This window comes from Piscinibacter sp. (assembly GCF_047600445.1).
GTDB lineage: Bacteria > Pseudomonadota > Gammaproteobacteria > Burkholderiales > Burkholderiaceae_C > Piscinibacter.
Window position 1 is genome coordinate 2,761,119 of sequence record NZ_JASGKT010000002.1, and the last position, 21,431, is coordinate 2,782,549.

Genomic DNA, 21,431 nt, shown 5'->3' on the forward strand with positions numbered 1-21,431 from the left:
CGCGCAAGATGATGGCCGACTGGACCCCGATCTGCCGCCTCGACGACATTCCCCGCCTCGGCGCGCGCCGCGTGGCGCGCGCCGCCGGGCTGGACGTGGCCGTGTTCCGCACCGCCGCCGACGAGGTGTTCGCGCTGCTGGACCGCTGCCCGCACAAGGGCGGCCCGCTGTCGCAGGGCATCGTCTTCGGCGCGCAGGTCGCCTGCCCGCTGCACAACTGGATGATCGCGCTGGCCGACGGCCGCGCCGCGGCGCCCGACGAGGGCTGCACGCCGCGCTTCGCGGTCAAGGTCGAAGGCGGCGTGGTGCACCTGGACGCGCACGAGCTGGCCTCGCACGCCACCGAGCTGCGGCGCCCCGCGGCCGGCCCCTGCGCCGCCGGGAGGGCTTGAGGGCGCGATGGCCGAGACCCGCTCGACCTGCCCGTACTGCGGCGTCGGCTGCGGCGTCGTGATCGAGAGCGAGGGCGAACGCATCACCGGCGTGCGCGGCGACCCCGATCACCCGGCCAACGCCGGCCGCCTGTGCACCAAGGGCTCGACGCTGCACCTGACGGCCGCGCCCGAGGTCACGGCGCAGGCGCGGCTGCTGTTCCCGCAGCGGCGGCCGGCGCGCGGCGCCGAGCCGCAGCGCATCGCCTGGGACGCGGCGCTCGACGAAGCGGCCGGGCGCTTCGCCGCCGTCGTGCGCGAACACGGGCCCGACGCCGTGGGCTTCTACCTCTCGGGCCAGTTGCTCACCGAGGACTACTACGTCTTCAACAAGCTCGCCAAGGGGCTGCTGGGCACCAACAACCTCGACACTAACTCGCGGCTGTGCATGAGCAGCGCGGTCGCCGGCTACAAGGCCACGCTGGGCGCCGACGCGCCGCCGGCCTGCTACGAGGACATCGCCCGCGCGCACTGCCTGTTCATCGCCGGCAGCAACACCGCCTGGGCCCACCCCATCCTGTTCCGCCGCATCGAGGACGCGCGGCGCGCCAACCCGGCGCTGAAAATCGTCGTCGTCGACCCGCGCCGCACCGACACCTGCGAGATCGCCGACCTGCACCTGGCCATCCAGCCCGGCACCGACGTGCTGCTGTTCCACGGCATGCTGCACCTGATGCTGTGGGAGGGCTGGACGCGGCCCGACTACATCGCCGCGCACACGCACGGCTTCGACGCGCTGAAGGCCGTCGTGCGCGACTGCACGCCCGCGCGCGTGGCGCAGGCCTGCGGCATCGCGCAGGCCGAGCTGCTGCACGCCGCGCGCCTGTTCGCGACCTCGCCGGCCACGCTGAGCCTGTACTGCATGGGGCTGAACCAGTCGTCCAGCGGCACCGACAAGAACACGGCGCTGATCAACCTGCACCTGGCCACCGCGCAGATCGGGCGGCCCGGCGCGGGGCCGTTCTCGCTGACCGGCCAGCCCAACGCGATGGGCGGGCGCGAGGTGGGCGGCCTGGCCAACCTGCTGCCGGCGCACCGCGAGCTGGCCGACCCGCGGCACCGCGCCGAGGTCGCCGCGCTGTGGGGTGTGCCCGACGTGCCGGCGCGGCCGGGCAAGAGCGCCGTCGAGATGTTCCGCGCCGCGGCCGACGGCGAGATCAAGGCGCTGTGGATCGCCTGCACCAACCCGGCCCAGTCGCTGCCCGACCAGGCGACGGTGCGCCGCGCGCTGCAACGCGCCGAGTTCGTCGTCGTGCAGGAAGCCTTCGCGAGCACCGCCACCTGCGCTTTTGCCGACCTGCTGCTGCCGGCCGCCACCTGGGGCGAGAAGAACGGCACCGTGACCAACAGCGAGCGCCGCATCTCGCGCGTGCGCCCCGCCGTGCCGGCGCCGGGCGAGGCGCGCGCCGACTGGCGCATCGCACGCGACCTGGGGCGCCGGCTCGAAGCGCGGCTGGGGTCGCGCCGCGGCGACGGCGGCACGCTGTTCCCCTACGCCGACGCGGAATCGGTGTGGAACGAACACCGCGAGACCACGCGCGGGCGCGACCTGGACATCACCGGCCTGAGCTACGCGCGGCTCGAGCAGGCGCCGCAGCAATGGCCGCTGCCCGAAGGCGCGACGCGCGGCCGCGCGCGGCTGTACGAAGACGGCCGCTTCGCCACGCCCGACGGCCGCGCGCGCTTCGTCGCGGCGCCGTACCGGCCGGTGGCCGAAGAACGCGACGCGCGCTTCCCGTTCGCGCTGCTGACCGGCCGGCTGCGCGACCAGTGGCACGGCATGAGCCGCACCGGCACGCTGGGCCGGCTGTTCGGCCACGCGCCGGAGCCGGTGGTGCAGATGCACCCGCGGGACATCGCGCGCCGCGGCTGGCGCGAAGGCGAGCTGGTGCGCGTCACGTCGCGGCGCGGCAGCGTCGTGCTGCCGCTGGCGGCCGGCGCCGAGCTGGGCCCCTGCCAGGTCTTCGTCGCGATGCACTGGGGCGCCGAGGTGCTGGCCGGCCGCGGCCCGGACGGCGAGCCGGGCGCCGGCGTCAACGCGCTGACGACGCCGGTGTGCTGCCCCATCTCGCACCAGCCCGAACTGAAGCACGCGGCGGTGCGCGTCGAGCGCGCCGAACTGCCCTGGCCGCTGCTGGCGATGGCCTGGCTGCCGCCCGGCGAGGCGCTGGCGCTGCGCGAGCGGCTGCGCCGGCTGGCCGAGGCGCTGCCGTTCGCGAGCTGCGTGCCCTTCGCCGCCGGCGGCGCCTTGCAGCAGGCCGCCGACGCGCCGGCCGGCGTGATGCTGCGCGCCGCCGCGGCCGAGGCGCCGCCCGACGCGCTGCTGGCGCAGATCGAGTCGCTGCTGGGCCTGGACGGCGCCGACACGCTGCGCTACGCCGACCCGCGCCGCGGCCAGCGCCGCGCGGTGCGGCTGCGGCGCGACGGCGTCCACGCGCACGTCACCGGGCTGCTGCTGGCCGGCGACACGCGCGCCGAAGGCTGGATACGCGCGCTGCTGCAAGACCAGTTGCCGGCGCAGGCCTTCGGCGCGCGGCTGCTGTCGCCGCAGCCCGATGCGCCGGCCGGCATCGCGGCGCGCGGCAGGACGGTGTGCAGTTGCTTCGGCGTCGGCGAAGCGGCGATCGCCGAACGGCTGGCGCACTGCGCCGGCGACGACGCCGCGCGCCTGGCCGCGCTGCAACGCACGCTGCGCTGCGGCACGAACTGCGGCTCCTGCCTGCCCGAGCTGCGGCGCATGGTGCGCGCGGCGGCGCCGGCCGAAGCCATCGCCGAGTCCACGACCACGACCATCACCCTCGAACCATGACACAAGGCCACTGCACGCTGGTCGGCGCCGGCCCGGGCGACCCCGAGCTGCTCACGCTCAAGGCCGTCAAGGCCATCGCCGCGGCCAGCGTGCTGCTGGTGGATGATCTGGTGGACGAGGGCGTGCTCGTGCACGCCCGGCCCGGCGCGCGCATCGTGCGCGTCGGCAAGCGCGGCGGCTGCCGCAGCACGCCGCAGGCCTTCATCGAGGCGCTGATGATCGCGGCCGCGCGCGCGGGCGAACACGTCGTGCGACTCAAGGGCGGTGACCCCTTCGTGTTCGGCCGCGGCGGCGAGGAGGTGGAGCGCCTGCGCGCCGCCGGCATCGCCTGCAACGTGGTCAGCGGCATCACCGCCGCGCTGTCGGCCGCCAGCGCGCTGGGCGTGCCGCTGACGCACCGCGACCATGCGCAGGGCGTGATGCTGGTCACCGGCCACGCCAAGGCCGGCAGCGGCGCGGCGCACGACCCCACCGACTGGCGCGCGCTGGCCGCCGCCGCGCACGCGGCGCGGCTCACGCTGGTGATCTACATGGGCGTGGCCGGCGCGGCGCACATCCAGCGGCAGTTGCTGGCCGGCGGCCTGCCGCCCGACACCCCGGCGGCCGTGGTGCAGCACGCCAGCCTGCCGCGGCAGCGGCAACTGCTGAGCACGCTGCGCACCCTGGCCGACGACCTCGCCGCGGCCGGCCTGGGCAGCCCGGCCGTGATCGTGCTGGGCGACGTGCTGCGGGGGCTGGCGGCGGCCGGCGCGGCGCCGAGGGCCGCGTCCGGCGGGTGACCCTCGCGCGCCTGGGCCGCGCTCAGGTCCGCGAGGATGGGCCATAGAGCGGCTGCCGCACCGGCGCCGATCCACCTGTTGCGCTTCGGCAAGCACTGCTTCGGCATCGAACTGCACGATGGCGTTGAGCCCCGGGTTGAGGCCCCGCACACGATCGACGAAGTAGCGCGCCACCTCGACCGCGCCGTGCTCGCGGGCATTCACGCGAACGGCGCATTCGCGCGCGGTCCAGCGATGCATCGGTTGCGGCATGGCCGTCACGGCGGCTTCACGGCAACCGCGCCTCGAACGTGTCGGCCGGAATCGGCAACGCCAGCGAGCGGCGGTAGATGGCCTCGACTGCGGCGATCACCGGCGCTGCATCGGCCTCGGCCTCGGCATAGCGCCCGGCCAGGCCGTGGAACTCGGTGGCGATCTCTTCCAGCAGCGCGGCCTCGTCGATGCGCGTGAGCCGGCCAGCCTGCATCGCCACCTGACCGTCGACCATCGAGAAATCGACCCCCGCGCCCCGCTCGGCATAGACCAGTTGGCGCAGCGGATCGTTGAGCGGGGTGAAGCTCACGCTGTCGAGCCGGTAGCCCACCAGATCGGCGCGCGCGCCCACCTTCAGGCTGCCCAGCGTGTCGCCGAAGCCCAGCGCCCGCCCGCCGGCGAGCGTGCCGGCCTGCCAGGCCTCGCGCGCCGAGAGCCAGCGTGCGCCAGCGTGGCCTCGCAGCTTGGACAGGCCGGCGGCCGTGCCCACCACCTGCAGCATGTTGGTGGTGACCGTGGAGCACGAGCCATCGGAACCCAGGCTCACGTTGACGCCCGCATCCAGCAGTTCTCGCACCGGCTGCACGCCCGAACCCAGCAGCAGATTGCTCCAGGGGTTGTGCTGAGCCGTGGCGCCCGTCTCCGCGAGCGCCGCGATCTCGCGCGGATTGAGCCACACGGCGTGGATCAGGCTGGTGGCGGGCTTCAGGAAGCCGATCTTCGCCAGGTGCTCGACGATGGGCGTGCCGTAGAACTGCAATCCGGTGACCACCTGCATGCGCGTCTCCTGCACATGGGTGATGACGGGCAGCGCCAGTTCGTCGGCCAGGCCGCGCAGGCGCATCAGGAAACCATCGCTGCAACGCTGCGGCGCCGAGGCCGATACCAGCACGCCGACGCGCCGCTCGCGGGGGTTGCGGCCCGGCGCGAGGCTGCGCATCAGCGCGACGAACTCATCGGCGCCCGGACGCGGCGCGGCACGCAGGCTTTCGGCCAGCGGCGCCGGCAGCAACTGGTCGACGAAGGGAAAGTTGTCGACCATCGGCTTGTCCATCATCGCGAAGCCGAGCAGCGCGCGCACGCCGCTGTCGTCGTAGGCCTGCAGCACGGCGTCGACCAGCTCGCGATCGATGGCGGCACCCAGCGCCAGGTCGTCGACCAGCGTGGTGCAGCCGGTGCGCAGCGCCTCGATGGCGCCGATCTGCGCACGCAGGTAAGCCTGGCGGGGTGTCAGCTTCAGCGGCATGCGGCCGCGCACCAGGTGTTGCCACAGTTCCAGCGGGAGGTTCTCGGTGCGCCCTCGCTGGAAGTGCTCGTGCGAATGCTGGTGGCCGTTGATCAGGCCGGGCGCCAGCAGTCGCCGGGGCAGCTCGATGGTCCGCGCCGCCTGCGCAACCGTGCCGGCGGGTTCGATCGCGCGGATGACACCTGCGTCGATCAGCACGTCGAGCGGACGGCCATCGAAGGCCAGTTCGTCGCCCAGCAGGGCGCATGCGCCGCGCAGCAGCGTGGCGCCGTTGGAAGCGTTCGTCGAGTCGGTCATGACAGCATGTCCGGGAAGCGCGTGTCGCGCGTGAGATCGCTGTAGAAGCGGGCGAGGTAAGGCTTCAGCTCGTGGGTGATGGCGATATCGGCGGCATCGTCCGGGAGCCGCGCGCGCCGCGCCGCGGCGGCCGCATCGCGGCGCACGCGCGCCAGATCGATGCGCGTGAAGTGCCCGTCCCGGTAGAGCACCTGGCCCGCCACCATCGTGAGCCGCACATCGCTGCCGCGGCTGCGAGCCACCACCGCCTCGAGCAGCGGCATGTCGGCATCGAGGTAGACGCCGCGCGCGGTGTCGAGAGACAGGGCCACCAGGTCGGCGCACCAGCCGCTGGCCAGCCGGCCGATGCGGCCGTCGAATCCCGCGATGGCGGCGCCGCCGGTGGTCAGCATCTCGATCGTCTGGCGCGCGCTGGCGCGGGCGGGCGTCTCCCAGTTGCGCCGGCCCACCAGGCGCGAGGCCACGCGAGCCTCGCTGAGCAGGTCTTCGTCGTCCATCAGCGTGGAGTTGTCGCTGCCCACGCCCACCCGGATGCCACGGGCCATCATCTCGTGCACACGCGCGGTGCCGTCGCACAGGCGAAGGTTGGAACCCGGGTTGGTGGCGACCCGGGCGCCGCACTCGGCGATCACGTCGAGGTCGTCGTCGGTGAGGAACACGCCGTGCGCGAACACCGTGTTCGGCCCCACCGCGCCCAGCCCCCGCAGGTGGCGCACCATGCCTTCGGGGTAGAGGCGGCGGCAGGCCTCGAACTGCGCCACGGTTTCCATCGCGTGGATGTGCAGGTTGATGCCGCGCCGCCGCGCATCGGCCGCGACGAGCCGGAACGACTCGTCGGTCACCCATTGCGGCCCCGATGGGCCGTAGCACCAGCTCAGGCGGTCGCGGTCGGCGTAGTCGGCCATCAGCCGGTCCATCAGGCCGGAGGTGGCGGCCCAGTCGGCCGCATACGGCGGCTCGGTCTCGGCGCGGAGACGCGCGCGCAGGTGCGCCGGCAGGCCGGCCAGGAACTCGGCTTCCATGGCTTGCGGGAAGACGATGGCGCCCTGGTCGCACACGCCCACCGCCACGCAGGCCCGCAGGCCCGACTCGTCGTAGGCCGCCACGCAGGCCCGCAGTTCGGCCTCGTAGTCGCCGCTGCCATAGGCCAGGTCGGCATGCACGGCGCAGGTCACGCCGTTGCGCAGCATCTCGGCGGCCGCCAGCAGGCCGATCGCGCGGATGTCGGGAACGCCGCGCGAGCGCCGCTGCGCCATCCACAGTTCCAGCCGTTGATCGGGATAACCGAGCTGGATCTGGCTCACGCCGCGCCCGTGCTGGTGCGCGTTGACGAATCCCGGCATCAGCATGCACCCGGGCAGATCGATGCGCTCGGCAGCGGCGGCCCGCAATTCCGACACGGCGCCGATCGCGGCGATGTGCTTGCCGCTCACCAGCACCGCCAAGCCCGGCTCGGGCTCGCTGTCGTGGCCGCGCAGCACGAATTCAGGGCAGAGCAGCGTCGGCTTCATGCGTCGTCCACCTCGAAGATGCAATCGATCTCGACCGTCGCGTCGAACGACAGCCCCGGCACGCCGATGGCCAGCCGCGTGTGGCGGCCCGCATCGCCGAACGCCTGGATGAACACGTCGGAGCAGCCGTCGAGCACCTTGTGCTGATCGCGGAACGCACCCGTGGTGTTGATGTAGCCGGTGAGCCGCACGATCTGGCGCACGCGCGACAGTTCGCCGAGCGCCGTCTTGGCGCGCCCGAGCACCCCGAGCGCGCACGCGCGGGCCGCCGCACAGCCGGTTTCCACGTCGACGCCGCCGCCCAACTGGCCCGTGATGCCGTCGACCACGCCGTCGTATTCCATGGCCGACAACTGCCCCGAGAAGTACAGCAGCCGCCCGCTGCGCACCGTGGGCAGGTAGCGGCTGCCGGGCTCGCGATAAGGCGACACCACGATGCCTTGCCGGGCAAGCCGTTGCTCGGGAGTCTCGGTGAGAAGCGTCATGGCGAGGCGCGCGGTGAACGAGAACGGCCCGAGAAGAAGCGCAGGAATTGCCTCGTCTCCTCGCGTTCGGGGTTGTGGAAGATCCGTTCCGGCGGCCCGGCTTCGCAGACGCGGCCGCCCGACATGAAGACGATCTGCGTGCCGACGTCTGCGGCGAAGCTCATCTCGTGGGTGACCACCACCATGGTCATGCCGGTCGACGCCAGTTCGAGCATCACCTCGAGCACTTCGTTGACGAGTTCGGGGTCCAGCGCGGACGTGGGCTCGTCGAACAGGATGACCTTGGGCTCCATCGCCAGCGAGCGCGCGATCGCCACGCGTTGCTGCTGCCCGCCCGAGAGATCGGACGGCCGCTTGTGCAGGTGGGCGCCGAGGTGCACGCGCTGCAGCGCCCGGGCGGCCCGCTCGCGCGCCTCGGCCGCCCCGAGCCCGAGCACGCGGCGCGGGCCGATGGCCACGTTGTCCAGCGTCGACAGGTGCGGGAAGAGATTGAAGCGCTGGAATACGAAGCCGATCTGCGCGCGCTGGCGGGAGATCTGCGCCTCGGGCGCCGGCACCCACGCGCCCGCCGTGCCCACGTAGCTGCCGCCCAGCGTTTCACCGTCGAGCCAAACCACGCCGGCGCTCGGCGTCTCGAGATGGTTCAGGCAGCGCAGCAGCGTGGTCTTGCCGGAACCCGAGGCGCCGATCAGCACCACCGTGGCCGAGCGCGGCACGACCAGGTCGACTCCGCTGAGCACCTCGGTGGCGCCGAACGACTTGCGCAGCCCCTCGGCGAGCAGCATGGGCAGGGGATCGAGGGCATTCATGGCGATGTCACCAGCGGGGCAGCCGCAATTCGAGCTGCCGCGAGGCCATCGTCAGCACCTTGACGATGAGGTAGTAGTACAGGCCGAGCAGCAGGTAGATCTCGAGCGGCGCGAAGTGGATAGACACCAGCGACTGCGCCGAGCGGGTCAGCTCGAAGACCGAGATGGCCGACAGCAACGAGGTGTTCTTGGTGAGGTTGATGAGCTCGTTGGTGGCCGGCGGCACGATCTGGCGCAGCGCCTGGGGCAGCAGGATCCACCACAGGATCTGCCGGTTGCCCATGCCGATGGAGCGCGCCGCCTCGGCCTGCCCGCGCTCGACCGCGCCCACGGCACCCCGCACGGTCTCGGAGATGAACGCCGCGCCGTTCAGCGCGAGGGCCACCACGCCGGCCCAGAACTCCGGCAGGTTCAACCCCATCGTCGGCAGCACGAAGAACACGAAGAAGATCTGCACCAGCAGCGGCGTGCCGCGCACCACGTCGACATACGCCTGGATCGGGCGCCGCACACCGGCCGAGGGCGACAGCGACAGCAGCCCCAGCAGCACGCCCAGCGCGATCTCGGCCGCACCCGCCAGCACGGCGACCTGGAGGGTCACCACCGAGGCCTTGGCCAGTTCGGGGATCGCGACGGCGACGATGTTCCAGTCGAAGTTCAACGCAATGCGCCTCGTCCGGCCGTCACAGCGAGGGCACGGCGGCGGGAAGCTGGAACTTCAGCCCGAACCACTTCTCCTGCAACGCGGCCATCTGGCCGCTCGCCGCCGCGGCCTTGATCTCCGCATCGATGTAGGCACGCAGGTCGTTGTCTTCCTTGCGGATGCCGATGCCGGCGTAGCTGTTGCCGGCGATGTTCTGGACCAGCGCGTACTTGCCGGGCGCCTGCTTCAGCACCATGCCGAGGTTGGTCATGTTGCTGATGACGCCGTCGACGCTGCCTTGCGACAACGCCAGGTACGCCGGCGGATCGGCATCGAAGGTCTTCACGCTCTTGAAGCCGGCGCCACGCGCGGCGGCCACCTTCTTGTTGAAGTTGGAACTCTCCACTTCTTCCGGCGTGCCGGCCTTCAGGCCCAGCGTGAGGCCCGAGAGGTCGTCGAGCGACTTGATCTTGGCGGCATCGCCGCTGCGCACCAGCAAGGCCAGCGACGAGTCGGCGTAGGGGATGGAGTAGGCGACCTTCTCCATGCGCTCCTTGGTGTACGAGAGCGAACTCATGATGATGTCGAAGCGGCCCGACAGCAGCGCCAGCACCACGCCCGACCACTGGGTGTCGACGAACTGCACCTTCACACCCAGCTTCTTGAACACGATGGCGGCGAGGTCGACGTCGTAGCCGATCAGTTCACCGCCTTGTCGATAGCTGAACGGCGGGAAGGTGCCTTCGACGCCGATCTTGATCACGCCGGCGGCGCGGATCCTGTCGAGAGAGCCATCGGCGGCGCAAGCGGGCGCGGCCCAGCCGAGAGCGGCGGCCGCGCCGGCCGCAGCGAGGAGCTTCAGGGCGCGGCGTCGGGGGGTGTGTTCGAAAGGCATGGCGTTCTCCTGGAGTGGGCGGTGCGGCGGCATGGACATGCGCCGCTCGCCCCGGGGAGATCAAGAACCATGCCATCGGTTTTCAAATCACTGACGGCAATTTCATGATGTTTTGTCGACAATATGAGGCATCACCCTCCAAGCTGGTGCATCGCGCGCCGCGAAGGAGCCCTGCTGCACCTTGCGCGCGCAAGCGACGGCTTTCGGTGTCGACTTGACAGGTCTATATTGTCGACAATCAACGATTGACCAGCCGACACTGGCATGAAGCTTGCGCCACCCGGCGCATGCCTGCCCCGACACCCGACCGCAAGCCCTCAGCGCGCCTGGAGGGCCTGCGCCAGATCGACCGGGATGTCGCGCTGCGGCCTCAGGTCGAGCGACGCCTCGATGTGGTTCAGGTGCTCCAGTACCAGTTGCGCCGCCCGGTCGGCGCGGCGGCGCTCGATGGCGTTGAGCAGCACCTCGTGCTCGTCTTCACGGCAGGCGGTCGCATGCGGGGCGTCGTACAGGAAGATCGAGAGGCACGTGAGCGTGGCCAGCGCACGCATGCTGCGCTCCAGCATGCGGTTGCCGGCATGCTCGGCAAGGCGGATGTGGAACTCACCCGACAGGCGCACCATCGTCGGCCGGTCCTGCCGGGCGCGGGCCGCTTCTTCTTCCGCGATCACGCGGCGGAGATCGGCGATCGCCGCGGGGTCGCGCCTGGCAATCAACCAGCGCACCAGCGCCGGTTCGATCAGGCGCCGCGCCTCGAACACCTCGCGCGTCTCTTCCGGGCTCGGGCTCGCGATGAAGGCGCCGCGGTTCGGAATGGTGGTGACCACGCCTTCGTCGGCCAGGCGGGCCAGCACGTCGCGAACCTGCGCTCGGCTGGTGCTGAACAGTGCGGCCAGCTTGTCCTCGACGAGCTTGGTGGCCGGCGGCAGGCGGTGTTCGAGCACCGCCTGCAGGATGCGGTCGTAGATGGCGGTGCGCAGCACCACGCCCTGGGTGACCGGGCCGGTGATGGGCGGCTTCGCCTTGCGGGCAGGCGCGGCCGAGGCTGGCTTCGGGTGGATTTTGTTGACGGGCATGCGCTGCGGTGTCGACAGTCGTTGGCGGGAACGTGGTCGAAATTGTAGGTGGATCGACTTGAAGGAATGGGGATGAAGCGCGTACTGCTGGGCATGTTGACACCGTCTTCCAACACGGCGCTGGAGCCGATCACCTCGGCCATGGTGTCGGGGCTGCCGGAGGTGAGCGCGCATTTCGCGCGCTTCCGCGTCACCGAGATCTCGCTGCGCCCGCAGGCCCTGGGGCAGTTCGAGATCGATCCGATTCTGGAAGCCGCGAAGCTGCTCGCCGACGCGCATGTGGATGTGATCTCCTGGAACGGCACCTCGTCGGGCTGGCTGGGCTTCGATGCCGACCTGGCGCTGTGCGAACGCATCGAGGAAGAGGTGGGAATCCGCTGCTGCACCTCGGTGTTGGCGCTGAACGAGATCATGGAGAAGACGAGCCGCAAGCGTTTCGGCCTGGTCACACCCTATCTGCGCGACGTGCAGTCGGCCATCGTGGCCAACTACGCGCGCCACGGCTTCGAGTGCGTGGCCGAGCGGCACCTGGGCCAGAGCGTGAACTTCGGCTTCTCCGAAGTAGCGCCCGAGCAGATCGCCCGCATGTCGCGCGAGGTGGCCGCCGCGCAGCCGCGGCCGCAATGCCTGACCACCTTCTGCACCAACCTGCGCGCCGCGCCGCTCGCCGCCGCGCTCGAAGCCGAGCTGGGCCTGCCCGTCTACGACACCGTGAGCACCGCGGTGTGGAAGTCGCTGCGCCTGTGCGGCGTGGACACGGCTCGCGTACGGGGCTGGGGCAGCCTGTTCCAGGAGGAGATTGCATGAGCGCGCCCTACGACCTCATCGTGCGCGATGCGCAGGTGGCCACCGCGGCCGACCTGTGCCGCTGCGACATCGGCATCGCCGGCGGGCGCATCGTGGCGCTGGGCGAACGGTTGCCGGCCGGGCCCCAGACGCGCGAACTCGACGCCGCCGGCCGCTACGTGACACCGGGCGGCGTCGACTCGCACTGCCACATCGACCAGCCGATGCCGCCGCCGATCGTCATGGCCGACAACTTCGAGACCGGCACGCGCTCGGCGGCCTGCGGCGGCACCACCACGGTGATTCCTTTCGCCGCGCAACACCGGGGGCAGAGCGTGCAGGCGGCGGTCGACGACTACCACCGCCGCGCCGACGGGCAGGCCTGCGTCGACTACGCCTTTCACCTGATCGTCAGCGACCCCACGCCCGAGGTTCTCGGCAGCGAGCTGCCGGCCTTGATCGACCGCGGCTACACCTCGTTCAAGCTCTACATGACCTACGAGGACATGAAGCTCGACGACCGGCAGATTCTCGAGCTGCTGGAAGTGGCGCGTCGCCATGGCGCGATGGTGATGATCCACGCCGAGAACACCGACGCCATCGCCCATTTCACCGAACGCTTGCTCGAACTGGGCAAGAGCGCGCCGCGCTATCACGGGTTGTCACGGCCGTCGCCGGTGGAGCGCGAGGCCACGCACCGCGCCATCACGCTGGCCGAACTGGTCGACGTGCCCATCCTGCTGGTTCATGTGTCGGGCGCCGAAGCGGTGGAGCAGATCCGCTGGGCACGCGGCAAGGGCCTCAACGTGCAGGCGGAGACCTGCCCGCAGTATCTGTTTCTCACCCAGGAAGACCTGGCCTTGCCGCGTTTTCACGGCGCGCGCTGCGTGTGCAGTCCGCCGCCGCGCGACAAGGCCAATCAGCAGGTGATCTGGGACGGCCTGGTCGATGGACTGTTCAGCGTCTTCTCGTCCGACCACGCCCCTTTCAACTACGAAGACGGCTCGGGCAAGCGCCTGGGCGGCAAGGAGCCGGCCTTTCCCTACATTCCGAACGGCGTGCCGGGCATCGAGACGCGCATGGCCTTGCTGTTCTCGGAAGGCGTGCTCGCGGGCCGTATGTCCATCCAGCAGTTCGTTGCGCTCACCGCCACCAACGCGGCGCGCCTGTATGGCCTGTATCCGCGCAAGGGCACCATCGCCGTCGGCAGCGACGCCGATCTGGTCATCTGGAACAGCGGCACGCCGTTCACGATCCGCAACGACGCGCTGCACCACGCCACCGACTACACGCCCTATGAGGGCCGCGAGTTGCAGGCCTGGCCCGCGTTCACGCTGCTGCGCGGCGAGGTGGTGTGGGACGGCGAGCGTTTTCTCGGGCGCGCCGGCGGCGGCCGGTTCCTGCACTGCGAGCGCCCCGAGGCGGCGCGCCCGCGCCCGCGTGCGCAGAGCTGGCGGCGCTGGATGGAACTGGAGGACTGACCATGGCACGACGACTGCGGATCAGCGCCGCTGGCCACCACTTCATCGCCGAGGCGCATCCTGATGCGCCGCTGACCTTTGCCTCCTTCGCGAAGCTGCTGCCCTATCGCCAGAAGTTGATCCACGTGCGCTGGAGCGGCGAGGCGGTGTGGATACCGCTGGGTGACTTCGAGCTGGGCGTGGGCCCCGAGAACCAGACCCGCTACCCGGCGCCGGGCGACGTGCTGTTCTACCCCGGCGGCTTGAGCGAGACCGAGTTGCTGATCGCCTATGGCGCCTGCAGCTTCGCCAGCAAGATGGGGCCGCTGGCAGGCAATCACTTCCTGCGCATCGTCGAAGGGCGGGAGCAACTGGCGACGCTTGGCCGCACGGTGCTGTGGGAAGGAGCGCAAGACGTGCTGTTCGAGTGGGCGTCTTGACGCCAGCCCTCCACCTTCAGCCCGCCTCTTCCCGCCGCGGCCACCCCGCTACGCCGCCCACCGCCCCGCCATGCTCGCCCAGCCTCGGCGCCGGCGTGCGCAGCCGCCCGGGCGTCTCCGACAGCTTGGGCACCACGCCCGGCACCTTCAGCGCCCGGCCGTCGGCGTCGTGCGTCTGCACGATCATTCCGCGCGCCTGGTATTGCGGGTCGGCGGCGATGTCGGCCACGGTGTAGATGCGCCCGGCCGGCACCGCGGCGGCGTCGAGCGCGGCCAGCACCGCGTCGATGTCGCGCTGCGAGGTCCAGGCCGAGATCGCCGCGTCGATCTCGGCGACGCGCGCGACGCGGCCGTCGTTGCGCGCCAGGCCGGGGTCGTCGGCGAGGTCGGCGCGGGCTATGGCGCGCATCAGGCGCTTGAAGATGCCGTCGCCGTTGCCGCCGATCAGCACCCAGGCGCCGCCGGCGCAGGGGTAGGCGTTGCTCGGCGCGATGCCCGGCAGCGCCGAACCGGCCGCGCCGCGCACCGCGCCGAAGGCATCGTACTCGGGCAGCAGGCTCTCCATCACGTTGAACACGCTCTCGTACAGCGCCACATCGACCACCTGGCCCCGCCCGCCGTTGACCTCGCGGTGGCGCAGCGCCAGCAGCACGCCGATCACGCCGTGCAGCGCGGCCAGCGTGTCGCCGATCGAGACGCCGCAGCGCACCGGCACGCGTCCCGGCTCGCCGGTGAGGTGGCGCAGGCCGCCCATCGCCTCGCCGAGCACGCCGAAGCCGGGTTTGTCGCGGTACGGGCCGGTCTGCCCGTAGCCGGAAACGCGCAGCATGACCAGCTTCGGGTTGGCCGCGTGCAGCGCCTCCCAGCCCAGGCCCCAGCCCTCCAGCGTGCCGGGCTTGAAGTTCTCGATCAGCACGTCGGCCTCGGCGGCGAGCGCGCGCACCGCGGCCTGGCCTTCGCTGCTGCGCAGGTCGAGCGCCACCGAGCGCTTGTTGCGCGACTGCACCTCCCACCACACCGAGGTGCCCTCGCGCAGCAGCCGCCAGGTGCGCAGTGGATCGCCGCCGTCCAGCGGCTCGACCTTGATCACGTCGGCGCCGAAGTCGGCCAGCGTCTTGCCGGCGAAGGGGCCGGCGATGAGCTGGCCGAGTTCGAGCACTTTCAGTCCTGCGAGCGCGTCCATCGCCGCTGCCTCCTCTGGTCAGGCGCGCCGCCGCGCCGTCACCTCGATCTCGATGCGCATGCGCGCGTCGAGCAGCCCGGCGCAGATCATCGTCGCGGCCGGGCGCACCGGGCCCATCACGCGCGCGAGCACCGGCATCGCGGCCTCGAAGTCCTCGCGCGTGGGCACGATGTAGCGCACGCGCACGATGTCGGCGAGCGCCGCGCCGGCGTCGGCCAGCGCGCGCTCGATGTTGCGCCAGCACTGCTCGGCCTGCGCGGCGGCGCCGTCGGGAATGCTCATGGTCGCGTAGTCGAAGCCGGTGGTGCCGGAGACGAACACCCAGTCGCCGTCCACCACCGCGCGGCTGTAGCCGATCTGCGCCTCGTAGGGCGAGCCGGAGCCGATCAGGCGGCGCGTCATGGCGCGTCGCCGAGCAGCACGCGCTCGTAGGCGTGCAGCGCGGGCAGCCCGCCGGTGTGGACGAACAGCACGCGCTCGTTCGCGCCGATCTCGCCGCGCCGCGCCAGGCCGATCAGCCCGGCCATCACCTTGCCGGTGTACACCGGGTCGAGCAGCAGGCCCTCGGTGCGCGCGGCGAGCTGCACCGCCTCGACCATCGCCGCGTTCGGCACCGAATACTTGGGCTGCCAGAAGCCGCCGATGCACTGCACGGCGTCGGCCGGCACCGTCAGGCGGACGCCGAGCAGGTCCACCACCGCCTGCGCTTCCTTCAGCACCAGCGGCGCCTGCTGCTCGGGGTCGCGGCTGACGCCGATGCCGGTGATGGGCGTGCGCACATGGCTGCCGAGGAAGCCGGCGAGCAGCCCGCCGTGCGTGCCCGAACTGCCCGAGCCGACGACGATGCGGTCGAAGCTCGTGCCCTGCTCGAAGCACTGCTGCAGCAGCTCCTGCGCGCAGGCCACATAGCCCAGGCCGCCGAGCGCGTTGGAGCCGCCGCCGGGAATGATGTAGCCCTTGCGGCCGGCGATCGCCAGGCCCTGTGCCACCTGCGCCATCGCCGCGGCCATGTCGGTGCCGGCGGGCACGACGTTGATCGCTTCCACGCCCATCAGGCGGTACATGAAGTGGTTGCCGCTGGCGTGTTCGTCGTAGCTGTTCGGCACACGCTCCTCGATGACGAAGCGGCATTCCAGCCCTTCCTTCACCGCGGCGGCCAGCGTGATGCGGCAGTGGTTGCTCTGCGGCGCGCCGCAGGTGATCAGCGTGTCGGCGCCCTGCGCGAGCGCGTCGGCGACGAGGAACTCCAACTTGCGCGTCTTGTTGCCGCCCGGAAAGAGCCCCAGCATGTCGTCGCGCTTGGCCCACAGCTCGGGGCCGCGTCCGCCGGGGCAACTGGCGGCCAGCGCCGCCGACAGGTGCGGCAGCGGCTCGATCGGCGTGGCGTAGGGTGTGTAGCGGCGGCGGGGGAAGCGCGAGAGGTCCATGGCGGGTGATCGTGGTCCGAACAGACCGCGATCATCCCAGAGCGCGGCAGGGCCGGCGCAAGCCGGGCACACTGCCGCCCATGCCCGCCTTCGGATTCGACCATTCCTACGCCCGCGAGCTGCCCGGCGCCTCGGTGGCCTGGCAGCCCGCGCCGGCGGCCGCGCCGCGCCTGCTGTTCTTCAACGACGCGCTGGCCGATGAACTCGGCCTCGATGCGCGGGCGCTGCGCGAGGCCGACGCGGCCGCGCTGTTTTGTGGCAACACGCTGCCGAGCGATGCGCAGCCGGTGGCGCAGGCCTACGCCGGGCACCAGTTCGGCGGCTTCTCGCCGCAGCTCGGCGACGGCCGCGCGCTGCTGCTCGGCGAACTGATCGACCGAGACGGCCGGCGCCGCGACATCGCCTTCAAGGGTTCGGGGCGCACGCCCTTCTCGCGCGGCGGCGACGGCAAGGCGGCCGTCGGCCCGATGCTGCGCGAGGTGCTGATCGGCGAGGCGATGCACGCGCTGGGCATCCCGACCACGCGCGCGCTGGCGGTGGTGGCCACCGGCGAGCCGGTGCTGCGCGACCGGCCGCTGCCCGGCGCGGTGCTGACGCGCGTGGCGGCCAGCCACCTGCGCGTGGGCAGCTTCCAGTTCTTCGCGGCGCGCGGCGACATCGACGCTCTGCGGCGCCTGGCCGACTACACGATCGCGCGCCACGACCCCGAACTGGCCGGCACGCCCGACGCGCCGCTGGCGCTGCTGCGCGCGGTGGCGCGGCGCCAGGCGGCGCTGGTGGCACGGTGGATGAACGCCGGCTTCATCCACGGCGTGATGAACACCGACAACATGACGATCTCCGGCGAGACCATCGACTACGGCCCCTGCGCCTTCCTCGAAACCTACGACCCGGACGTGGTGTTCAGCAGCATCGACACCGGCGGCCGCTACGCCTACGGCAAGCAGCCCGCCATCGCGCGCTGGAACCTGGCGCGCTTCGCCGAGGCGCTGCTGCCGCTGCTGGCCAGCGCCGACGACGAGCCGGCGGTGCGGCATGCGGTGGCGCAGGCGATGGAGGTGATCGACGCCTTCCCGGCCTGGTACGACGCCGAACTGCTGCGCGGCCAGCGCGCCAAGCTCGGGCTGGCCTCGGAAGAAGCCGAAGACGCCGCGCTGGCCGCCGACTGGCTGGCGTTGCTGCGCGCGCAGCGCGCCGACTTCACGCTGGCCTGGCGCGCGCTGGCCGACGCCTCGCAGGGCGCGGAGCAGCCGCTGCGCGCCCTGCTCGCCGACCCGGCCGCCGCCGACGCCTGGCTGGCGCGCTGGCGCGCGCGCTGCGCGCGCGACGCGCTGCCGGCGGATGCCCGCGCGGCCAGCCTGCGCCGCGCCAACCCGTGGATCATCCCGCGCAACCAGCGTGTCGAGGAGGCGCTGGAACGCGCCACCGCCGGCGATCTGGCGCCCTTCGAGCAACTGCTGGCCGCGCTGCGCCGGCCTTTCGACGAAAACGCGGAATTCGCCCGCTACGCCGAGCCGGCGCCGGCCGAGGTCACGGCCTGCTACCAGACCTTCTGCGGCACCTGAGCGGCGGTTCGCGCCGCGCGGCGGCGTTTTGTCGCACGGCACGCCCGCCGCGCCGGCGCGCACCGGACACTGGCCGCCACCAACCCCGTCCAGGAGCCCGCCGTGAAAACCCATTCCCTCATCGCCCCCACGATCCTGATCGGCCTGGGCAGCGCCTTCATGCTCTCCAAGCTCGGCGTGCTGCCGCCGCTGGGCCCGCTGTTCGCGCAGGGCTGGCCGCTGATCCTGATCGTGGTGGGCGCGTCGATGCTGCTGCGCCGGGCGGGTTGACGCCACGCCGCCCGGTTGCACTTGTTGCGAGTGCATACGCGGCCGGCGCCGGCGCGGCCCGGGGCGTGTCAACCCGCCCGTCCGGGGCGGCGTTTCGAGGAGACAAGATCAAAAGACCGTGCTCCCGAACAAGGCGACGGCCGCTCTCTTTCGATGCCCACCACCTCGTCCCACCCCCCGGTCGTGCCCAAACAGTCGCCGCAGCGCACCCCGCTGCCCATCGGCGAACGCCACGACGCCAAGCAGGAAAGCGCCTTCTACAGCGGCGTCGCCTCGGTGCGGCGCTCGCTGGCCCAGGAACTGATCGCCGACCGCAAGCGCTGATCCCTTCCCGCCATCCACCGCGGGGCGTCGTGCGCAGGCACCACGCCCCGTTCCCATTCATGCGCTGGCGTCTTCGCCGATCAGCAGCCGCGTGTCGCTCAGATAGCGGTGCGGCGGGATCTCCAAGTTAGTGGGCGCTGGCTTGTTCTTGAACACTCGGCCGGCGCCGTCGAAGGTCGAGCCGTGGCAGGGGCAGAAAAAGCCGCCCGGCCAGTCGGCCGGCAGGCTGGGGTTGGCGCTGCCGGCCGGCACCGCGCTCGGCGAGCAGCCCAGGTGCGTGCAGATGCCGACGGCGACGAACACCTCCGGCTTCACCGAGCGGGTGGCGTTTTTCGCGTACGCGGGCTGCTGGTCCTTGTCCGACGCCGGGTCGGCGAGCTGCGCGTCGTGGCCGGCGAGCGCGGCCAGCATCCCGCCCGTGCGGCGCACGATCCACACCGGCTTGCCGCGCCATTCCACGGTTTTCATCGCGCCGGGGGCGAGGTCGGCTATGTCGACCTCCACCGAGGCGCCCAGCGCGCGGGCGCGCTCGCTGGGCGCGAAGCTGGCGACGAAGGGCACGGCGGTGGCCACGCCCGCCACCGCGCCGGCGGCGCCGGTGGCCAGCAGCCAGGTGCGCCGTTCGGCATCGTCGACGTTCGGCGCGGGCGGGGTGAAGGCGGTCATCGTGGATCCTCTCGGAGTTCGTACCCTGGACGGTATCAATCAAGTTGCGTGCCAACCCGCCGCGCGCTGGAAAACATAGGCGCGACAAGCACTTGCCCGCCAGGCTCGAGACAGTGCCGCTGCCATTGATGCCGATCACGGCACCCGCATGGCACCCGATGGCAGCATCGCCGCGATGAGCACGCGCCGCCCCGACCTCCAGGCCCCGGCCGAGCTGGTGTCCTACCTCGACGGCCTGCCCGAGCCGCACATCCTGTTCGACACGCACTACCGCATCGCCGCCGCCAACGCCGCCTACCGCGCGCAGTTCGCGCCGCGCGGCTCGGTGATCGGGCGCACCTGCTACGAGGTGTCGCACCGCATCGACGTGCCCTGCGACCAGGCCGGCGAGAGCTGCCCGCTGGCACGTTCGCGCGCGAGCGGGCAGCGCGAGCGCGTGCTGCACCTGCACCACACGCCGCAGGGCGAGGCCTACGTGGCGATCGAGCTGGTGCCGCTGTGCGATGCGGCCGGCGTGCCGCGCTGGTACGTCGAGCGCATGGAGCCGCTGCGCACGGCGCGCGGCGCGGCCTCGGCCGACGGGCTGATCGGCCGCTCGCGGCCGTTTCGCGAGATGCTCGAACTGGTGGCGCGCGTCGGTCCCTCGGAGGCGAGCGTGCTGCTGGTGGGCGAATCGGGCACCGGCAAGGAACTGGTGGCGCGCGCGCTGCACGAGGCCAGCGCGCGCGCCGCGCGGCCGCTGGTGGTGGTCGACTGCGCCAGCCTGCCCGAGACGCTGTTCGAGAGCGAGCTGTTCGGCCACGACAAGGGCGCCTTCACCGGCGCGCACGCGGCCCGGGCCGGGCTGGTGGAGGCGGCGCACGGCGGCACGCTGTTCCTCGACGAGGTCGGCGACATCCCATTGACCATGCAGGTCAAGCTGCTGCGCCTGCTGGAGAGCGGCACGTTCCGGCGCGTCGGCAGCACCGAGCTGCGCCGCGCCGAGTTGCGCCTGGTCTCGGCGACGCACCGCGACCTGCACGCGCTGATCGCGCAGGGGCGCTTCCGCGAAGACCTGTACCACCGCCTCGCGACCTTCCCGATCGCGCTGCCGCCGCTGCGCGAGCGGCGCGACGACATCCCGCTGCTGGCCGCCTCGCTGCTGGCGCGCGTGGCGCCGCGGCGGCCGCCGCTGCTGGCGCCGGGCGCGCTGGCGCGACTGGTTCGGCACCCCTTCCCGGGCAACGTGCGCGAGCTGCGCAACGTGCTGGAGCGCGCCGCGCTGCTGAGCGACGGCGGCAGCATCACCGCCGCCACGATGGAACGTGCGCTCGCGGCCGGCCTGCCGGGCGCGGCGCCGCGCCCGGCGATGCCCGCCGCCGGCGCGCCGCTGCGCGCTGCCGAACTCGACGCGCTGCGCGCCGCGCTGGCCGCGCACCACGGCGACCGCCGCTCGCTCGCCGCCTCGCTGGGCATCAGCCTGCGCACGCTGTACCGCAAGCTGGCGCAGCTCGACGCGGCGCCGCGCTGACGCGCCTTCAGCGCCCGCCCGCGCCGCCTTGCGCGGCGAGCCGGTTCAGTTCGTCGTGGCGCGCCCGCACCGAAGGCGGCCAGCGCGACTTGATCCACGACAGCACCGCGACGATCTCCGCGTCGCTCAGCACGCCCTCGAAGGCCGGCATGCCGCTGACGTGCCCCGGCAGGTTGGCCGCGCGCGCCACGCCGAGCTTGGTGATGCGGAACAGCAGCTCGTCCGGGTGGTGCCAGGTGTGGCCGCTGGCGTCGTGCGGCGGCGCCGGCAGCAGGCCGTCGGGGCCGGGCGAGCGCCAGTTCGGCTGCCCCTCCAGCCGCGCGCCGTGGCACGACGCGCAATGCGTCGCGTAGATCGGCTCGCCGCGCGCCAGCAGCGCCGCGTCGTCGGGCCGCAGGCGGACGTCGGCCGCCGCCGGGCGCGCGGCGATCCACCACAGCCCCGCCGCGGCCACGGCCAGCAGCGCCACCGCGCCGAGCGCCAGCCCCTGCTTTCGTGTCATCGCCGCCTCCTCGCGCCGCGCCGGTTTCGATGGCGGGATTGTCCCTCCACGTCGCATCGATGCGG

Annotated in this window: 22 protein-coding genes; 10 read left to right on the forward strand and 12 right to left on the reverse strand. The window is 72.3% G+C overall.

What is annotated here, in order from left to right:
* Nucleotides 1-11 precede the first annotated feature (11 nt).
* From nirD to cobA, 3 genes are read left to right on the forward strand one after another with little or no spacing between them, the layout of a single operon-like run.
* Nucleotides 12-392: a nitrite reductase small subunit NirD gene (nirD, locus tag QM792_RS17070; protein WP_415151652.1), complete on the forward strand. Its 381-nt coding sequence runs from the start codon at nt 12-14 to the stop codon at nt 390-392.
* A gap of 7 nt (nt 393-399) precedes the next feature.
* Nucleotides 400-3,240 (forward strand): molybdopterin-dependent oxidoreductase, encoded by a 2,841-nt coding sequence (locus QM792_RS17075; protein WP_415151301.1) that lies wholly within the window; start codon nt 400-402, stop codon nt 3,238-3,240.
* A complete protein-coding gene (cobA, locus tag QM792_RS17080) occupies nt 3,237-4,019 on the forward strand; it encodes a uroporphyrinogen-III C-methyltransferase (RefSeq protein WP_415151302.1) in 783 nt (260 codons plus the stop codon). The genes QM792_RS17075 and cobA overlap by 4 nt, the downstream gene beginning before the upstream one ends.
* Before the next feature lie 268 nt (nt 4,020-4,287).
* On the opposite strand, the gene QM792_RS17085 is transcribed toward cobA, so the two are convergent.
* The 7 genes from QM792_RS17085 to QM792_RS17115 all read right to left on the reverse strand — a co-directional run bounded on the left by QM792_RS17085 (nt 4,288) and on the right by QM792_RS17115 (nt 11,233).
* Nucleotides 4,288-5,814 carry an amidohydrolase family protein gene (locus QM792_RS17085; RefSeq protein WP_415151303.1) on the reverse strand — a complete coding sequence of 509 codons (1,527 nt, stop codon included), beginning with the start codon at nt 5,812-5,814 and terminating at the stop codon, nt 4,288-4,290.
* Complete coding sequence (locus tag QM792_RS17090) at nt 5,811-7,325, reverse strand: amidohydrolase family protein (protein ID WP_415151304.1); 1,515 nt, start codon at nt 7,323-7,325, stop codon at nt 5,811-5,813. The genes QM792_RS17085 and QM792_RS17090 overlap by 4 nt, the downstream gene beginning before the upstream one ends.
* Complete coding sequence (locus QM792_RS17095; RefSeq protein ID WP_415151305.1) at nt 7,322-7,810, reverse strand: RidA family protein; 489 nt, start codon at nt 7,808-7,810, stop codon at nt 7,322-7,324. Before QM792_RS17095 ends, QM792_RS17090 begins: the two co-directional genes overlap by 4 nt.
* Nucleotides 7,807-8,619 (reverse strand): amino acid ABC transporter ATP-binding protein, encoded by an 813-nt coding sequence (locus tag QM792_RS17100; RefSeq protein ID WP_415151306.1) that lies wholly within the window; start codon nt 8,617-8,619, stop codon nt 7,807-7,809. Before QM792_RS17100 ends, QM792_RS17095 begins: the two co-directional genes overlap by 4 nt.
* Before the next feature lie 7 nt (nt 8,620-8,626).
* The gene (locus QM792_RS17105; protein WP_415151307.1) at nt 8,627-9,280 is read right to left on the reverse strand and encodes an amino acid ABC transporter permease; all 654 of its coding nucleotides are present in this window, start codon (nt 9,278-9,280) and stop codon (nt 8,627-8,629) included.
* Between the two features lie 22 nt (nt 9,281-9,302).
* On the reverse strand, nt 9,303-10,157 hold the full coding sequence (locus QM792_RS17110; RefSeq protein WP_415151308.1) for a transporter substrate-binding domain-containing protein: 855 nt from the start codon (nt 10,155-10,157) through the stop codon (nt 9,303-9,305).
* Between the two features lie 317 nt (nt 10,158-10,474).
* Nucleotides 10,475-11,233, reverse strand: coding sequence for a GntR family transcriptional regulator (locus tag QM792_RS17115; RefSeq protein WP_415151309.1), 759 nt, complete (start codon nt 11,231-11,233; stop codon nt 10,475-10,477).
* Between the two features lie 72 nt (nt 11,234-11,305).
* Between QM792_RS17115 and QM792_RS17120 the strand changes: the two genes are divergently transcribed.
* The 3 genes from QM792_RS17120 to QM792_RS17130 are packed head-to-tail and all read left to right on the forward strand — an operon-like array spanning nt 11,306 to nt 13,919.
* Nucleotides 11,306-12,040, forward strand: coding sequence for an aspartate/glutamate racemase family protein (locus QM792_RS17120; RefSeq protein WP_415151310.1), 735 nt, complete (start codon nt 11,306-11,308; stop codon nt 12,038-12,040).
* On the forward strand, nt 12,037-13,500 hold the full coding sequence (hydA, locus tag QM792_RS17125) for a dihydropyrimidinase (RefSeq protein ID WP_415151311.1): 1,464 nt from the start codon (nt 12,037-12,039) through the stop codon (nt 13,498-13,500). The genes QM792_RS17120 and hydA overlap by 4 nt, the downstream gene beginning before the upstream one ends.
* Nucleotides 13,501-13,502: 2 nt before the next feature.
* Nucleotides 13,503-13,919 (forward strand): DUF3830 family protein, encoded by a 417-nt coding sequence (locus QM792_RS17130; RefSeq protein WP_415151312.1) that lies wholly within the window; start codon nt 13,503-13,505, stop codon nt 13,917-13,919.
* A 16-nt stretch (nt 13,920-13,935) separates the two neighbouring features.
* On the opposite strand, the gene QM792_RS17135 is transcribed toward QM792_RS17130, so the two are convergent.
* From QM792_RS17135 to QM792_RS17145, 3 genes are read right to left on the reverse strand one after another with little or no spacing between them, the layout of a single operon-like run.
* The gene (locus QM792_RS17135; RefSeq protein WP_415151313.1) at nt 13,936-15,102 is read right to left on the reverse strand and encodes a CaiB/BaiF CoA transferase family protein; all 1,167 of its coding nucleotides are present in this window, start codon (nt 15,100-15,102) and stop codon (nt 13,936-13,938) included.
* Between the two features lie 18 nt (nt 15,103-15,120).
* Nucleotides 15,121-15,504, reverse strand: coding sequence for a RidA family protein (locus QM792_RS17140; protein ID WP_415151314.1), 384 nt, complete (start codon nt 15,502-15,504; stop codon nt 15,121-15,123).
* On the reverse strand, nt 15,501-16,529 hold the full coding sequence (locus QM792_RS17145) for a D-cysteine desulfhydrase (protein ID WP_415151315.1): 1,029 nt from the start codon (nt 16,527-16,529) through the stop codon (nt 15,501-15,503). Before QM792_RS17145 ends, QM792_RS17140 begins: the two co-directional genes overlap by 4 nt.
* Nucleotides 16,530-16,609: 80 nt before the next feature.
* Between QM792_RS17145 and QM792_RS17150 the strand changes: the two genes are divergently transcribed.
* The 3 genes from QM792_RS17150 (at nt 16,610) to QM792_RS17160 (ending at nt 18,688) form a co-directional block, all read left to right on the forward strand.
* Entirely contained in the window at nt 16,610-18,094 is a 1,485-nt protein-coding gene (locus QM792_RS17150) for a protein adenylyltransferase SelO (protein ID WP_415151316.1), read from the forward strand.
* A 102-nt stretch (nt 18,095-18,196) separates the two neighbouring features.
* Nucleotides 18,197-18,364: a LiaI-LiaF-like domain-containing protein gene (locus QM792_RS17155; RefSeq protein ID WP_415151317.1), complete on the forward strand. Its 168-nt coding sequence runs from the start codon at nt 18,197-18,199 to the stop codon at nt 18,362-18,364.
* Between the two features lie 153 nt (nt 18,365-18,517).
* On the forward strand, nt 18,518-18,688 hold the full coding sequence (locus QM792_RS17160; RefSeq protein WP_415151318.1) for a hypothetical protein: 171 nt from the start codon (nt 18,518-18,520) through the stop codon (nt 18,686-18,688).
* A 57-nt stretch (nt 18,689-18,745) separates the two neighbouring features.
* On the opposite strand, the gene petA is transcribed toward QM792_RS17160, so the two are convergent.
* Nucleotides 18,746-19,354 (reverse strand): ubiquinol-cytochrome c reductase iron-sulfur subunit, encoded by a 609-nt coding sequence (gene petA, locus QM792_RS17165; RefSeq protein WP_415151319.1) that lies wholly within the window; start codon nt 19,352-19,354, stop codon nt 18,746-18,748.
* Between the two features lie 175 nt (nt 19,355-19,529).
* Here petA and QM792_RS17170 point away from each other — a divergent pair, with 175 nt between their 5' ends.
* Entirely contained in the window at nt 19,530-20,864 is a 1,335-nt protein-coding gene (locus QM792_RS17170) for a sigma-54 interaction domain-containing protein (RefSeq protein WP_415151320.1), read from the forward strand.
* A 7-nt stretch (nt 20,865-20,871) separates the two neighbouring features.
* On the opposite strand, the gene QM792_RS17175 is transcribed toward QM792_RS17170, so the two are convergent.
* The gene (locus tag QM792_RS17175) at nt 20,872-21,366 is read right to left on the reverse strand and encodes a c-type cytochrome (protein WP_415151321.1); all 495 of its coding nucleotides are present in this window, start codon (nt 21,364-21,366) and stop codon (nt 20,872-20,874) included.
* Nucleotides 21,367-21,431 lie beyond the last annotated feature (65 nt).

What these genes read in the sequence shown, in the direction of transcription:
- hydA (WP_415151311.1), top strand. Translation starts at nt 12,037, where the DNA reads ATGAGCGCGCCCTACGACCTCATCGTGCGCGATGCGCAGGTGGCCACC.
- QM792_RS17095 (WP_415151305.1), bottom strand. Translation starts at nt 7,810, where the DNA reads ATGACGCTTCTCACCGAGACTCCCGAGCAACGGCTTGCCCGGCAAGGC.
- QM792_RS17130 (WP_415151312.1), top strand. Translation starts at nt 13,503, where the DNA reads ATGGCACGACGACTGCGGATCAGCGCCGCTGGCCACCACTTCATCGCC.
- QM792_RS17145 (WP_415151315.1), bottom strand. Translation starts at nt 16,529, where the DNA reads ATGGACCTCTCGCGCTTCCCCCGCCGCCGCTACACACCCTACGCCACG.
- nirD (WP_415151652.1), top strand. Translation starts at nt 12, where the DNA reads ATGGCCGACTGGACCCCGATCTGCCGCCTCGACGACATTCCCCGCCTC.
- QM792_RS17120 (WP_415151310.1), top strand. Translation starts at nt 11,306, where the DNA reads ATGAAGCGCGTACTGCTGGGCATGTTGACACCGTCTTCCAACACGGCG.
- QM792_RS17100 (WP_415151306.1), bottom strand. Translation starts at nt 8,619, where the DNA reads ATGAATGCCCTCGATCCCCTGCCCATGCTGCTCGCCGAGGGGCTGCGC.
- QM792_RS17115 (WP_415151309.1), bottom strand. Translation starts at nt 11,233, where the DNA reads ATGCCCGTCAACAAAATCCACCCGAAGCCAGCCTCGGCCGCGCCTGCC.
- QM792_RS17110 (WP_415151308.1), bottom strand. Translation starts at nt 10,157, where the DNA reads ATGCCTTTCGAACACACCCCCCGACGCCGCGCCCTGAAGCTCCTCGCT.
- QM792_RS17085 (WP_415151303.1), bottom strand. Translation starts at nt 5,814, where the DNA reads ATGACCGACTCGACGAACGCTTCCAACGGCGCCACGCTGCTGCGCGGC.
- QM792_RS17075 (WP_415151301.1), top strand. Translation starts at nt 400, where the DNA reads ATGGCCGAGACCCGCTCGACCTGCCCGTACTGCGGCGTCGGCTGCGGC.
- QM792_RS17135 (WP_415151313.1), bottom strand. Translation starts at nt 15,102, where the DNA reads ATGGACGCGCTCGCAGGACTGAAAGTGCTCGAACTCGGCCAGCTCATC.
- QM792_RS17175 (WP_415151321.1), bottom strand. Translation starts at nt 21,366, where the DNA reads ATGACACGAAAGCAGGGGCTGGCGCTCGGCGCGGTGGCGCTGCTGGCC.
- QM792_RS17170 (WP_415151320.1), top strand. Translation starts at nt 19,530, where the DNA reads ATGAGCACGCGCCGCCCCGACCTCCAGGCCCCGGCCGAGCTGGTGTCC.
- QM792_RS17150 (WP_415151316.1), top strand. Translation starts at nt 16,610, where the DNA reads ATGCCCGCCTTCGGATTCGACCATTCCTACGCCCGCGAGCTGCCCGGC.
- QM792_RS17160 (WP_415151318.1), top strand. Translation starts at nt 18,518, where the DNA reads ATGCCCACCACCTCGTCCCACCCCCCGGTCGTGCCCAAACAGTCGCCG.
- cobA (WP_415151302.1), top strand. Translation starts at nt 3,237, where the DNA reads ATGACACAAGGCCACTGCACGCTGGTCGGCGCCGGCCCGGGCGACCCC.
- QM792_RS17140 (WP_415151314.1), bottom strand. Translation starts at nt 15,504, where the DNA reads ATGACGCGCCGCCTGATCGGCTCCGGCTCGCCCTACGAGGCGCAGATC.
- petA (WP_415151319.1), bottom strand. Translation starts at nt 19,354, where the DNA reads ATGACCGCCTTCACCCCGCCCGCGCCGAACGTCGACGATGCCGAACGG.
- QM792_RS17090 (WP_415151304.1), bottom strand. Translation starts at nt 7,325, where the DNA reads ATGAAGCCGACGCTGCTCTGCCCTGAATTCGTGCTGCGCGGCCACGAC.